The sequence below is a fragment of the Frigidibacter sp. ROC022 genome (assembly GCF_024723735.1).
Taxonomy (GTDB): Bacteria; Pseudomonadota; Alphaproteobacteria; order Rhodobacterales; family Rhodobacteraceae; genus SLM-1.
On record NZ_JANQDU010000003.1, the window covers coordinates 251,922 to 264,464 of the forward strand.

At 68.4% G+C, this 12,543-nt stretch carries 12 protein-coding genes; 10 read left to right on the top strand and 2 right to left on the bottom strand.

The features are described from left to right. Positions 1 to 46: 46 nt before the first annotated feature. Positions 47 to 643 (bottom strand): LysE family translocator, encoded by a 597-nt coding sequence (locus NUW50_RS12950; protein ID WP_338001360.1) that lies wholly within the window; start codon positions 641 to 643, stop codon positions 47 to 49. Positions 644 to 693: 50 nt separating this feature from the next. On the opposite strand from NUW50_RS12950, the gene NUW50_RS12955 reads away from it, so the two are divergent. Further along, positions 694 to 1,167, top strand: coding sequence for an Lrp/AsnC family transcriptional regulator (locus tag NUW50_RS12955; RefSeq protein ID WP_258289556.1), 474 nt, complete (start codon positions 694 to 696; stop codon positions 1,165 to 1,167). Positions 1,168 to 1,646: 479 nt separating this feature from the next. On the opposite strand, the gene NUW50_RS12960 is transcribed toward NUW50_RS12955, so the two are convergent. Continuing rightward, the gene (locus NUW50_RS12960) at positions 1,647 to 1,865 is read right to left on the bottom strand and encodes a DUF1127 domain-containing protein (protein WP_258289557.1); all 219 of its coding nucleotides are present in this window, start codon (positions 1,863 to 1,865) and stop codon (positions 1,647 to 1,649) included. A gap of 835 nt (positions 1,866 to 2,700) precedes the next feature. Here NUW50_RS12960 and NUW50_RS12965 point away from each other — a divergent pair. The 9 genes from NUW50_RS12965 to murD all read left to right on the top strand — a co-directional run bounded on the left by NUW50_RS12965 (position 2,701) and on the right by murD (position 12,530). Further along, positions 2,701 to 3,228, top strand: coding sequence for a division/cell wall cluster transcriptional repressor MraZ (locus tag NUW50_RS12965; RefSeq protein ID WP_258289558.1), 528 nt, complete (start codon positions 2,701 to 2,703; stop codon positions 3,226 to 3,228). Next, positions 3,228 to 4,235: a 16S rRNA (cytosine(1402)-N(4))-methyltransferase RsmH gene (gene rsmH, locus NUW50_RS12970; RefSeq protein WP_258290147.1), complete on the top strand. Its 1,008-nt coding sequence runs from the start codon at positions 3,228 to 3,230 to the stop codon at positions 4,233 to 4,235. The genes NUW50_RS12965 and rsmH overlap by 1 nt, the downstream gene beginning before the upstream one ends. After that, a complete protein-coding gene (gene ftsL / locus NUW50_RS12975; RefSeq protein WP_258289559.1) occupies positions 4,232 to 4,582 on the top strand; it encodes a cell division protein FtsL in 351 nt (116 codons plus the stop codon). The genes rsmH and ftsL overlap by 4 nt, the downstream gene beginning before the upstream one ends. After that, positions 4,579 to 6,366 (top strand): peptidoglycan D,D-transpeptidase FtsI family protein, encoded by a 1,788-nt coding sequence (locus NUW50_RS12980; protein WP_258289560.1) that lies wholly within the window; start codon positions 4,579 to 4,581, stop codon positions 6,364 to 6,366. Before ftsL ends, NUW50_RS12980 begins: the two co-directional genes overlap by 4 nt. A gap of 13 nt (positions 6,367 to 6,379) precedes the next feature. After that, positions 6,380 to 7,870, top strand: coding sequence for a UDP-N-acetylmuramoyl-L-alanyl-D-glutamate--2,6-diaminopimelate ligase (locus NUW50_RS12985; RefSeq protein ID WP_258289561.1), 1,491 nt, complete (start codon positions 6,380 to 6,382; stop codon positions 7,868 to 7,870). Then, positions 7,867 to 9,348 carry a UDP-N-acetylmuramoyl-tripeptide--D-alanyl-D-alanine ligase gene (locus NUW50_RS12990; protein WP_258289562.1) on the top strand — a complete coding sequence of 494 codons (1,482 nt, stop codon included), beginning with the start codon at positions 7,867 to 7,869 and terminating at the stop codon, positions 9,346 to 9,348. The genes NUW50_RS12985 and NUW50_RS12990 overlap by 4 nt, the downstream gene beginning before the upstream one ends. Then, a complete protein-coding gene (gene mraY, locus NUW50_RS12995) occupies positions 9,348 to 10,433 on the top strand; it encodes a phospho-N-acetylmuramoyl-pentapeptide-transferase (RefSeq protein ID WP_258289563.1) in 1,086 nt (361 codons plus the stop codon). The genes NUW50_RS12990 and mraY overlap by 1 nt, the downstream gene beginning before the upstream one ends. An 85-nt stretch (positions 10,434 to 10,518) precedes the next feature. Next, positions 10,519 to 11,061 carry an AAA family ATPase gene (locus tag NUW50_RS13000; protein WP_258289564.1) on the top strand — a complete coding sequence of 181 codons (543 nt, stop codon included), beginning with the start codon at positions 10,519 to 10,521 and terminating at the stop codon, positions 11,059 to 11,061. A gap of 71 nt (positions 11,062 to 11,132) precedes the next feature. Further along, complete coding sequence (gene murD, locus NUW50_RS13005) at positions 11,133 to 12,530, top strand: UDP-N-acetylmuramoyl-L-alanine--D-glutamate ligase (RefSeq protein WP_258289565.1); 1,398 nt, start codon at positions 11,133 to 11,135, stop codon at positions 12,528 to 12,530. Positions 12,531 to 12,543 lie beyond the last annotated feature (13 nt).

Consider the following 12,543-nt stretch of genomic DNA (forward strand, 5'->3'; position numbering starts at 1 on the left):
GCCCCAGTTTGGTTAATGATTCCTTTCGCCGTTGGGCCGGATTCGCTCAGTGCCGGAGCACCGGCAGCAGCGACAGGATCAGCATCGCGGCCATGGTCCAGTTGAAGGCGCGCAGCTGGGCCGGGTTGGTCAGCAGGCGGCGCATCTCGCGCCCCATCAGGGTCCAGAGCGCGTTCAGCGGCGGCCCGACCAACAGGAAGACCGCCATCACCACCGCGACTCCGGCCAGGCCGGGCGTGGGTGCGTAATTCGCCACCGCGCCCAGCACCATGGCCCAGGCCTTGGGGTTGACCCATTGGAAGGCCGCCGCCGCCAGGGTGCCCATCGGACGCGGCTTCACGGCGGCTTCGCCCGGCGCCCCGGCATGGGCGATCTTCCAGGCAAGCCACAGCAGGTAGGCGACGCTGAGAACCTTCAGGGCCAGTGCCGCCTCCGGCACGGTCTGGAACAGCGCCCCCATGCCCAGCCCGGTGAGGGCGATCATCATCGCCAGCCCGGCATTGATTCCGAGAATGTGCCACCAGGTCCGGCGCAGGCCGAAATTCGCGCCCGAGGCCAGCAGCATGACATTGTTCGGCCCCGGTGTTCCCACCGAGACCACGGCAAACAGCGCAAGCGCCAGAAGAAGTGTCGCGTCCATCATGCGCAACGATCCCTCAGTTCCGACGAAATCAGATTGCGAAGATGTGTCGAATGCCGCTATCTCTGCAATCAGTGATCGAGATGGACCAGATAAACGAAAAGATATTGCGTGAGTTGTCGCGCAATGGCCGGATCTCGAATCTCGACCTGGCGGCGGCGGTGGGCCTGTCGCCTTCGGCCTGTCTGCGTCGGGTGCAGGAGCTGGAGCGGCAGGGGATCATCGCTGGTTATCGGGCGGTGATCGACCGGAGCCGGCTGGGGATCGGATTCACGGCCTATCTCATGGTCGGGTTGGCCCTGCACAGCCGCGACGCGCAGCGCGCTTTCGAGCGGGCGGTGTCCCGCGCGCCCGAGGTCCGCGAATGCCACAATGTCACTGGATCGGTGGAGTACATCCTGCGGGTCGAGGTCTCGGACCTGGCGACCTTCAAGCATTTCCATACCGAAGTGCTGGGCGACCTGCCGCATGTGCGCTCGATCACCAGCTATATCGTGATGGAATCGCCCAAGGACGAGCGCGCCTGATCCGATCCTGCCGATTGTCCGGAGAAAGGTGCGGCGATGCTCGGGAGGAGGTGAGCATCGCCGCTGTCTGCCAGGCCTCAATCTGGGAGGAGAAGGCCCGGTAGTCTAAAGGTGCGGCGATGCTCGGGAGGAGGTGAGCACCGCCGCTGTCTGCCAGGCCTCAATCTGGGAGGAGAAGGCCCGGTAGTCTAAAGGTGCGGCGATGCTCGGGAGGAGGTGAGCACCGCCGCTTTCTGCCAGGCCTCAATCTGGGAGGAGAAGGCCCGGTAGTCTAAAGGTGCGGCGATGCTCGGGAGGAGGTGAACATCGCCGCTTTCTGCCAGGCCTCAAACTGGGAGGAGAAGGCCCGGTAGTCTAACCGTGCGGCGATGCCCGGGAGGAGGTGAGCATCGCCGCGATCTGCCGGACCCCGAATTGGGAGGAGGAGGTCCGGAAGTCTGTTCGTAGGGCCTGCCCGCATCTGGCGGGAGGCCAATTCCTCAGGCCTCGTAGGCCGCTTGCCGCGCGATCGACTGGATTTGCGAGCGATGAATGCCCAGATCGGCCAGTTCGCGGGCCGAAAGCTGGTTCAGCTCGGCCACGGTGCGGCGGTAGGTGTTGTAATGCGCGAAGCGCTCGGTGATCACGCTGACCAGGGCCGAAAGCCGGTTGCGGAGGCCGAAATGCGCGGAAGCGCGGGTTTGGTTCACATATGCCATGTCGGTTTGCCTTAGCTCTGCCGTTTGATTGCGGGGCCCGTATCGGCTCCGGTTGAGCTCAAGATAGGCAAATGCTGCATGTGCACAATGCCCGATGCGGCAATGCCGCCATGCAGAAAATGCATAAGCAGTGCTGACGCATATAGAATTGGTGTCCGGGCATGTTAGCGCCCATACTTTAGGCGGAAGATGAACGGCAGAGACGGGACGTGACCCTACGTCCAGGCGCCGCCATCCGCAGGTCGGGGCGCAGGGTGCCGCTGCGGAACCGAGTCGCCAGACCACGGAATCGGGCCGGTGGGGGCGGATTGATTCGACGGGCCGGGGTCGAAATCGCCGGAACCCGGTGCTGAAAGCGCGGCGACGATCCGTGATCGGGCTGGAGTATGGGAAAATCGCTCCACCATGCCCCACTTTTCTCCCTTCTACATCTAGTGTTCGTGATCGGCCTCACCACAAGGAGGGGTAGGTTGTGGTGCTGTGTCCCAGAAATTCGTTGTCCAGGAAGGGCATCGGTGACGAAAAGTGCCACACGGTGGCGTGAATTGGGTTGACGTGAAGCGATTTCCCCGGCATCAAGAGTTCCAGAAAGCAGAGGCACAGGGTCAACGAACCCGACGCTCTAATAAGAAACACGAGGCAGGTTTCATCAGGCAGCCTCTGCTTTCCTAACGACGAGATCCGGCGCGGGCATAACCCAAATCCCCCCAAGGCAGCGCGCAGTCGGACAAACCCAGAAATGGGACGAGGGCGGCGGATCGGGCGTGGCAGCACTCGATCCGCCGTTTCCGTTTCCGGGGCACAGAAGTTGGGGTGAAGACGGGCGACAGTGGACGTGGCGAGTTTCAGCGGAGAAGCCACCGTCAAGGTGGACGACAAGGGGCGGATCATCCTTCCGGCCTCTCTGCGTGCGCCGCTGGAAGGCCCGGACGGCAAGATCCCGACCGACAAGAAGCCCGCCCTGATCATCGTCTATGGCGGCGAACAGCAGAAACAGTTGCAGGTCTATACCGAGGCGTCGATCCAGGAGGTCCGGGCCAAGATCGAGCGGCTGCCGTCGTCGCCGCGCAGCCGGGTGCTGCGCTATCTCTACTTCTCGCGCACCTCGCGGGTCGAGGTCGACGGCGCCGGGCGGATGCTGATCGAGAAGAAGCTGCGCGAGAAGCTGCAGATCGAGAACGAGCTCTACGTCATCGGCCTGGGCAAGACCTTCGAACTGTGGCGCGCCGATGTGTTCGAGGAGCAGATGGCGCGCGACATGGAACTGGCCGAGGGGCTGGCCGAGGGTGTCGATCCGCTGGAAGAGCTGGACCGGGCGCTGGCCGAGCTGGACCGCAGCCCGCAGGCCGGGACGGCGGCATGATGGCGGGGCCTGCGGCGATGCCCGCGCCCGCGCATATCTCGGTGCTGCTGGCGCCGCTGCTCAGGGCCGTGGCGCCGGTCTCCGGCACCTGGATCGACGCGACCTTCGGGGCCGGGGGCTATGCCCGCGGGCTGCTGGAGGCGGGGGCCGAGAGGGTGATCGGCATTGACCGCGATCCGCTGGCCTTCGAACTGGCCGAGAGCTGGGCTGCGCCGCTGGCCGACCGGCTGGTGCTGGTCGAGGACACCTTTTCCAACATGGACCGCCATGCCGAGGGCGTTGACGGGGTGGTGATGGACCTGGGCGTCTCGTCGATGCAGCTGGACCGGGCCGAGCGCGGATTCTCGTTCCAGAAGGACGGGCCGCTGGACATGCGGATGGGCCGCGACGGGCCGAGCGCCGCCGATCTGGTGGCCGGGGCGGACGAGGCGGAACTGGCCGACATCCTCTATCTCTATGGCGAAGAGCGGGCCTCGCGCCGGATCGCCCGGGCGATCGTTGCCGAGCGGGCCAAGGCGCCGATCGAGACCACGCGGGCGCTGGCGCGGATCATCGAGGGCTGCCTGCCAAGGCCGAAGCCGGGCCAGAGCCATCCGGCGACCCGCAGCTTCCAGGCGATCCGGATCGCGGTGAACGACGAGTTCGGCGAGCTGGTGGCCGGGCTGGAGGCCGCCGAGCGGGTGCTGCGGCCCGGCGGCAAGCTGGCGGTGGTCAGCTTTCATTCGCTGGAGGACCGGATCGTGAAGCGGTTCCTGGCCGAGCGCAGCAGCACCGGCGGCGGGGGCAGCCGCTATGCGCCCGAGGCCGCGGGCCGCGAGCCCGGGTTCAGGCTGCTCGGGCGGGCGACCGGGCCGGATGCGGCGGAAGAGGCGGCCAACCCGCGCAGCCGTTCGGCCCGGCTGCGGGTTGCCGAACGCAGCAAGGCCGGGGCGCAGCCGGTGGACCGTTCGGCCATCGGCCTGCCGCAGTTGCACGACAAGACCAGAAAACGGGGGCATCGGGCATGAGGACACTGTTCAAGGTGATGGTGGCGCTGGTGGTCATGGGGCTGGGCTTCTGGACCTATCAGCAGAACTACGCCACCCAGGACAGCCAGAAGGTGGTCGCGCAGCTGAACCGCGACATCGGCCGGTTGCAGGACGAGCGGGCGGTGCTGCGCGCCGAATGGGCCTATCTGAATCGGCCCGAGCGGCTGCGCGAGCTGGTCGATATCAACTATGAACGGCTGGGCCTGCTGCCGCTGGCCCCGACCCAGTTCGGCCGGATCGACGAGATCGCGAGGCCGGTGCCGCCGGAACTGCCGATCACCGACCCGGTCGAGGTGACCGGCCGGATCGAGGAGGACCAGCAATGATCCGCACGCCGCTGCGCCCGCTGGCGCGAATCCTGGAGGCCCGTGCCAAGGGCGGCAATCCCGATCTGATCGAGAAGGAGAACCTGCGCGCCCGGCATGAGATCGTCCGCGACAAGGCCCGTTCCCGTGCCGAGGGCCGGCTGCTGATGCTGGGCCTGTTCTTCGTTGCCGCCTTCGGCGCCATCGCGGTCCGGATGGGCCATATCGCCGCCGCCGAACCGCGCGAGCCGGTGGCCGCCGCGACCGATTCCATTCAGGCGCAGCGGGCCGATATCCTGGACCGCAACGGCCGCATCCTGGCGACCAATCTGCAGACCTATTCGCTCTATGCCCAGCCGCCGCTGATGGTGGACCCGGCCCATGCCGCCGAGGAGCTGACGAAGATCTTCCCCGACCTCGACGGCAAGCGCCTGCTGGCCGACCTGACGGGGCCGCGCAAGTTCTTGTGGATCAAGAAGAAACTCAGTCCCGAGCAGATGCAGAAAGTGCATGACATCGGCGAGCCGGGGCTGCTGTTCGGCCCGCGCGAGATGCGGCTTTACCCGAACGGCCGGCTGGCGGCGCATGTGCTGGGCGGCACCACATTCGGCGTCGAGGGCGTGCATTCGGCCGAGGTGATCGGCACCGCGGGGGTGGAGCGGGCGTTTGACGCCTTCCTGCGCGATCCGGCGAACGAGGGCCGGCCGCTGGAACTGTCGCTGGACCTCACGGTGCAGGCGGCGGCGCGCGAGGTGCTTTACGGCGGCATGAAGCTGATGAATGCCAAGGGCGCGGCCGCGGTCCTGATGGACATCCACACCGGCGAGGTGCTCTCGATGATCTCGCTGCCCGACTTCGATCCGAACAACCGCCCCGGTCCGCCGGTCAAGGGTCTGCCCTCGGACAGCCCGATCTTCAACCGCGCGGTGCAGGGGGTCTATGAACTGGGTTCGACCTTCAAGGTCTTCGCCGTGGCGCAGGCGCTGGACCTGGGGCTGGTCTCGCCCTCGACCATCATCCAGACCAAGAGCCCGCTTGTCTGGGGCAAGTACAGGATCCGCGACTTCCACGACTACGGCAACCAGATGAGCGTGACCGACGTGATCGTGCAGTCCTCGAACATCGGCACCGCGCGGATCGCGCTGCAGATCGGCGGCGCGCGGCAAAAGGCGTTCCTGGCGAGCCTGGGCCTGCTGGACCCCTCTCCGGTGGAACTGGCCGAGGCGCCCTATGTCCGGCCGCTCTATCCGAAGAAGTGGAAGGAAATCTCGACCATGACGATTTCCTATGGTCACGGCCTGTCCGACAGCCCGCTGCACCTGGCGGCGGCCTATGCAACCATCCTGGGCGACGGCACCCTGGTGAAGCCGACGCTGCTGAAGCGGAAGTCGGTCGAAAAGGGGCCCCGGATTGTCTCGGAAAAGACTTCGGCCACGATGCGGTCGATGCTGCGCGAGGTGGTGACGCGGGGCACGGCGAGTTTCGGCGATGTGCCGGGCTATGCGGTGGGCGGCAAGACCGGCACTGCCGACAAGCCCAAGGAGAACGGCGGCGGCTATTACGATGACCGGGTGGTGGCCACCTTCGCCAGCGTTTTCCCGGTGAACGATCCGCGCTATGTCCTGGTCGTGACGCTGGACGAGCCCTCGACCTATATCGCCGGCGAGACCCGGCGCACCGCGGGCTGGACGGCGGTGCCGGTCGCGGCCGAGATGATCCGCCGGATTGCGCCGCTGCTGGGACTTCGGCCCGAGATTGAACCCGGGAGCGAACTCAGGTTAACAGAGGCATCGGTCAAGGACTGAAGGACGACCAGAGATGGCGCGGGCGCCCGGAGAGACCACATTATCGCGGCTGGGGCTGACGGCCCTGGGCGGACGGGATGCCCGGATCACCGGACTCGCGGTGGACAGCCGTCAGGTGGCGCCGGGCAATCTCTTTGCCGCGCTGCCCGGCACACAGGTGCATGGGGCGACCTTCCTGCCGGCGGCGCTGGCGGCGGGGGCGAGCGCGGTGCTGACCGACCGCGAGGGCGCCGATCTGGCGCGCGAGGCCCTGGCCAAGGCGAATGTGGCGGTGGTGCTCTGCGAGGACCCGCGCCAGGCGCTGGCCTATGCGGCGGCGCTGTTCTTCGGCGCCCAGCCCGAATGCGTGGTGGCGGTGACGGGGACCGCGGGCAAGACCTCGGTGGCGACCTTCACGCGGCAGATCTGGCAGGTGCTGGGATTGCCGGCGGTGAACCTGGGCACCATGGGGGTGATCGGCGACTTTCAGGCCAAGCTGGCCCATACCACGCCCGAGCCGGTGACGCTGCACCGGCTGCTGGCGCAGATGACCGGGGCCGGGATCAGCCATGCGGCGATGGAGGCCTCGTCGCACGGGCTGGACCAGCGGCGGCTGGACGGGGTGGCGCTGACGGCGGCGGCCTTTACCAATTTCAGCCAGGACCACCTGGATTACCACGCTGATTTCGATGAATATTTCGCCGCCAAGGCGGGGCTGTTCGCCCGCGTGCTGCCGGAGGACGGGATCGCGATCATCAATATCGACGATGCCCGCGGCGAGGAGATGGCGCATATCGCGCGGGGCCGTGGCCAGGACGTGGTGACGGTGGGCCGCTCGCCCAAGGCGGCGCTGCGGATCATCGCGCAGCGCTATGACGCCAAGGGACAGGACCTGCGGTTCACCTGGAACGGGCTGGCGCAGACCGCGCGGCTGCCGCTGATCGGTGGCTTCCAGGCCGAGAACGTGCTCTCGGCGGCGGCGCTGGCGGTGGCCTCGGGCTGCGATCCTTCGGATGTCTTCGCGGCGCTGCCGGAACTGACGACGGTGCCGGGGCGGATGCAGCTGGTCGCGACGCGCGAGAACGGTGCCACGGTCTTTGTCGATTACTCGCACAAGCCGGGGGCGCTGATCTCGGCCCTGCGGTCGCTGCGGCCGCATGTGCTGGGCCGGATCGTGGTGGTCTTCGGCGCCGGCGGCGACCGCGACCGGGGCAAGCGGCCGCTGATGGGCAAGGCGGCGGCCGAGAATGCCGATGTAGTGATCGTGACCGACGACAATCCGCGCAGCGAGGACCCGGCCAGCATCCGGGCGGCGGTGATGGCGGGCTGTCCCGAGGCGAACGAGGTCGGCGACCGGGCCGAGGCGATCCTGCGCGGGGTCGATGCGCTGGAGCCGGGCGACACGCTGCTGATCGCCGGCAAGGGGCACGAGACCGGGCAGATCGTCGGCGACGCGACCTATCCTTTCGACGATGCCGAACAGGCCAGTGTCGCGGTGGCGGCGCTGGACGGGAGGGTCGCGTGAGCCTCTGGACCTCGGCCGAGGCGGCTGCGGCGACAGGGGGGCGGGCAACGGTTGACTGGCAGGCCGACGGCGTGTCGATCGACAGCCGGAGCCTGCAGCCGGGCGACCTGTTCGTCGCCCTGAAAGATGTGCGCGACGGGCATGACTTCGTTGCGCAGGCGCTGGCCAAGGGGGCGGCGGCGGCGATGGTCAGCCGGGTGCCCGAGGGCGTGGCGGCGGATGCGCCGCTCCTGATCGTGCCGGATGTCCTGGCCGGGCTGGCGGCTCTGGGCGCGGCGGGGCGGGACCGGTCGGGCGCGCGGGTGGTGGCGGTGACCGGCTCGGTCGGCAAGACCTCGACCAAGGAGATGCTGCGGGCGGTGCTGTCGGCGATGGGACGGGTCCATGCCGCCGAGGCGAGCTACAACAACCACTGGGGGGTGCCGCTGACCCTGGCGCGGATGCCGCGCGACAGCGACTTCGCGGTGATCGAGATCGGCATGAACCATGCAGGAGAGATCGCGCCGCTGACCGCGATGACCCGGCCGCATGTCGCCATGGTCACCAATGTCGCCGCGGTGCATCTGGAGTTCTTCGATTCGGTCGAGTCGATTGCCCGCGAGAAGGCCTCGATCTTCCGGGGGCTGGAGCCGGGCGGCACGGCGGTGATCAATGCCGACGATGCGACCTCCCCGATACTCGATGCCGAGGCCGGGGCGCAGGGCGCGCAGATCGTGCATTTCGGCACCGCGCCGGGCAGCGATGTGCGGGTCGTTCAGGTGACGCTGTCGCAGGACACGACGGTGGTCAGCGCCGAGGTGCAGGGCCAGACGATCCTTTACAAGATCCGCTCTCCCGGCCGGCATTTCGCGCTGAACGCGGCGGGGGTGATCGCGGCGGCGCAGGCGTTGGGCGCCGATCCGGTGGTCGCGGCCTGCGACCTGGGGAATTGGGCACCGCCCAGCGGCCGCGGCACCCGCGAGACGGTGGTGCTGGACCTGGTCTATGACGAAGAGCGCTTCGCGCTGATCGATGACGCCTTCAACGCCAATCCGGTCTCGATGGCGGCGGCGCTGGAGGTGCTGGCGGTCAGCCCGGTGCGCGACGGGATCGGCCGGGTCCGGCGGGGCCGCAGGATCGCGATCCTGGGCGACATGCTGGAACTCGGCCCCGAGGAGGTTCCGCTGCACGCCGCGATTGCCGACTCGCCCAGCCTGGCGGCGATCGACGTGGTGCATTGCGTCGGGCCGCTGATGCGGGCGTTGTGGCAGGCGCTGCCCGAGGGCAAGCGCGGCGAATGGCACGAGACCGCCGGGGCGATGTGCGCCCGCGTCCATGCCCTGGTCGATGCCGGGGATGTGGTGCTGGTCAAGGGATCGAAGGGCGTCAAGGTTTCGCGCGTCGTCGATGCCTTGCGCAAATTAGGGCAGGCGCGGCCCGATGACATGCGCGGTGACGGCCCGGAGGGGACACCGCGAACAGAAGGGGCGCAGGGCTGATGCTGTACTGGCTGACCGAATATTCGGACGGGGGCGACTTCTTCAACCTGTTTCGCTACATTACCTTCCGATCCGGCGGGGCCTTCTTTACCGCGCTGGTGTTCGGCTTCATCTTCGGTCGGCCGCTGATCGATTTCCTGCGCCGCAAGCAGGGCCGCGGCCAGCCGATCCGCGAGGACGGGCCGGCCAGCCACCTGGAGACCAAGAAGGGCACCCCGACCATGGGCGGGCTGCTGATCCTCTCGGCGCTGATGGTGGCGACGCTGCTCTGGGCCCGGCTCGACAACGGCTATGTCTGGCTGGTGCTCTTCGTGACCCTGGCCTTCGGGCTGATCGGTTTCACCGACGATCTGGCCAAGGTGAAGAAATACAACACCAAGGGCGTGCCGGGCCGGTTGCGGATGGTGCTGGGCATCATGATCGCGGCGGTGGCCAGCTACTGGGCCGCGGCCATGCACCCGACCGAGTTGAGCAACATGCTGGCCTTTCCGGTGTTCAAGGCGACGCTGTGGGACCTGGGCTGGGGCTTCATCGTCTTCGGCGTGGTGGTGATCGTCGGGGCCGCCAATTCGGTCAACATGACCGACGGGCTGGACGGGCTGGCAATCATGCCGGTGATGATCGCCTCGGCGACGCTGGGCGTCATCGCCTATGCGGTCGGACGGGTCGATTTCTCGGAATATCTCGATGTGCATTACGTGCCCGGGACCGGCGAGATACTGGTCTTCTGCTCGGCGCTGATCGGCGGCGGGCTGGGGTTCCTGTGGTATAATGCGCCGCCGGCGGCGGTGTTCATGGGCGATACCGGCTCGCTGGCTCTGGGCGGTGCCCTGGGCGCGATCGCGGTGGCGACCAAGCACGAGATCGTGCTGGCGATCGTCGGCGGGCTCTTCGTGGTCGAGACGCTGAGCGTCATCATCCAGGTGCTCTATTTCAAGCGCACCGGCAGGCGGGTGTTCCTGATGGCGCCGATCCACCACCATTTCGAGAAGAAGGGCTGGGGCGAGAGCCAGATCGTGATCCGGTTCTGGATCATCTCGCTGGTGCTGGCGCTGATCGGGCTGGCGACGCTGAAACTGAGATAGGCCGCGGCGCGGGCGGATGTGGCCGGGGGCTCCCCTTGGCCGTCCTGCCGGTCCCGGCGCCGCCTGCCTGACCGGAAAGGCCGGCATGACCCGACCCAGACACATCATCCTTTCGGGCTGTTCCGGCGGCGGCAAGTCGACGCTGCTGGCGGCGCTGGCGGCGCGCGGCCATGCCACGGTGCCCGAGCCGGGGCGGCGGCTGGTGCAGGCGGCGCTGGCCGGGCAGGGCGGGGTGCTGCCCTGGGAGGATGGTCCGGGCTTTGCCGCCGCCTGCATCGACCTGGCGGTGGCGGATCATGCGGCCGTCCGCGACCGCGGCGGGCCGGTGTTCTTCGACCGCTCGGGGCTGGACGCGGTGCTGTGGCTGCAGGCGCGGGGGCTGGCGCTGCCGGCCGCGGCCGGCGAGGTGCTGGCGCAGCGTTTCGAGCGGGTGTTCCTGGTGCCGCCCTGGCCCGAGCTGCGGGTGGAGGATGCCGAGCGGAAGGGCTCGATGGCCGAGGCGGAGGCGGAATACCATGCGCTTGCCGCGGGCTATCCGGCCCTGGGCCATCCGGTGACGCTGCTGCCCAAAGGGACGGTTGCAAAGCGGCCGGCGTTCCTGGCCGGGGCGCTGGATTGCCCGCTGTAGCGGCGCCGCGCAGGCTGGCCCTTGCCGCGGAATTGGCCTAGCTCTGATCGGGCAGTGGCGTCGGAGGGGCGATGATACCGGTTCAGGGATTTGACGGGCAGAGCGTTCTGGTTCTGGGGCTGGGCCGTTCCGGCCTGGCGGCGGCCCGGGCGCTGGCGGCGGGCGGGGCCGAGCCGCTGTGCTGGGACGACAGCCCCGAGGGGCGGGCGGCCGCCGAGAACGCCGGCTTCGCGCTGCGTGATCCGCTGCGCGGCCCGGGGCTGGAGGGGATCGCGGCGCTGATCACCTCGCCCGGCATCCCGCATCTCTACCCCGCGCCGCATCCCGCCATCGCCGCCGCCTGGGAAGCCGGGGTGCCGGTGGACAACGACATCGGGCTGTTCTTCCGCTCGCTGGCGACGCAGGGCTGGGACGGGTTCGACGTGGCGCCGCGGGTCATCGCCGTGACCGGCTCGAACGGCAAATCGACCACGGCGGCGCTGATCCATCACCTGTTGACCGAGGCCGGGCGCGAAAGCCAGCTGGCCGGCAACATCGGCCGCGGGGTGCTGGACATCGACCCGCCGGGCGAGGCCGGCGTGGTGGTGCTGGAACTCAGCAGCTATCAGACCGACCTGGCCCGGGCGCTGACCCCGGATGTCGCGGTCTTCACCAATCTCTCGCCCGACCACCTGGACCGGCATGGCGGCATCGGCGGTTATTTCGCCGCCAAGCGCCGGCTCTTTGCCGAGGGCGGGCCGGACCGGGCGGTGATCGGGGTGGACGAGGCCGAGGGGCTCTATCTGGCCAATCAACTGGCCGAGGCGGCATCGGATGACCGGGTGATCAAGGTCTCGGTCAGCCGGAAGCTGGGCGGTCCGGGCTGGCTGGTCTTTGCCCGCAAGGGGTTCCTGTCGGAATGGCGCAAGGGGCGGCAGGTGGCCTCGATCGACCTGCGTGCCGTCAAGGGGCTGCCGGGGGTGCACAACCATCAGAACGCCTGCGCCGCCTATGCGGCGGTGCGCGGGCTGGGGCTGGCGCCGAAGGAAATCGAGCAGGCGTTCCACAGCTTTCAGGGCCTGCCGCATCGCAGCCAGCTGATCCGCGAGCGCGGCGGCGTGGCCTGGGTGAACGATTCCAAGGCGACCAATGTGGACAGCGCCGGCAAGGCGCTGCAGGCGTTCCGGAATATCCGCTGGATCGCCGGCGGGCTGGGCAAGGAGGGCGGGATCGAGGCGCTGCGTCCGCATCTCGGCTCGGTGCGCAAGGCCTATCTGATCGGCCATTCGGCGCGCGACTTCGCGCTGCAGCTGGGCGACCTGCCGCAGGACATCTGCGAGACCATGGAACAGGCCGTGGCGCGGGCCGCGGCCGAGGCCGAGCCGGGGGATACGGTGCTGCTGGCCCCGGCGGCGGCGAGTTTCGACCAGTATCCGGATTTCGAGAAGCGCGGCGAGGATTTCATCGCCCGGGTCATGGCGCTGCCGTAGGGCGGCGCTGCGG

What these genes read in the sequence shown, in the direction of transcription:
- NUW50_RS12960 (WP_258289557.1), bottom strand. Translation starts at nt 1,865, where the DNA reads ATGGCATATGTGAACCAAACCCGCGCTTCCGCGCATTTCGGCCTCCGC.
- NUW50_RS12955 (WP_258289556.1), top strand. Translation starts at nt 694, where the DNA reads ATGCCGCTATCTCTGCAATCAGTGATCGAGATGGACCAGATAAACGAA.
- murD (WP_258289565.1), top strand. Translation starts at nt 11,133, where the DNA reads ATGATACCGGTTCAGGGATTTGACGGGCAGAGCGTTCTGGTTCTGGGG.
- NUW50_RS12950 (WP_338001360.1), bottom strand. Translation starts at nt 643, where the DNA reads ATGATGGACGCGACACTTCTTCTGGCGCTTGCGCTGTTTGCCGTGGTC.
- mraY (WP_258289563.1), top strand. Translation starts at nt 9,348, where the DNA reads ATGCTGTACTGGCTGACCGAATATTCGGACGGGGGCGACTTCTTCAAC.
- NUW50_RS13000 (WP_258289564.1), top strand. Translation starts at nt 10,519, where the DNA reads ATGACCCGACCCAGACACATCATCCTTTCGGGCTGTTCCGGCGGCGGC.
- NUW50_RS12980 (WP_258289560.1), top strand. Translation starts at nt 4,579, where the DNA reads ATGATCCGCACGCCGCTGCGCCCGCTGGCGCGAATCCTGGAGGCCCGT.
- ftsL (WP_258289559.1), top strand. Translation starts at nt 4,232, where the DNA reads ATGAGGACACTGTTCAAGGTGATGGTGGCGCTGGTGGTCATGGGGCTG.
- NUW50_RS12985 (WP_258289561.1), top strand. Translation starts at nt 6,380, where the DNA reads ATGGCGCGGGCGCCCGGAGAGACCACATTATCGCGGCTGGGGCTGACG.
- rsmH (WP_258290147.1), top strand. Translation starts at nt 3,228, where the DNA reads ATGGCGGGGCCTGCGGCGATGCCCGCGCCCGCGCATATCTCGGTGCTG.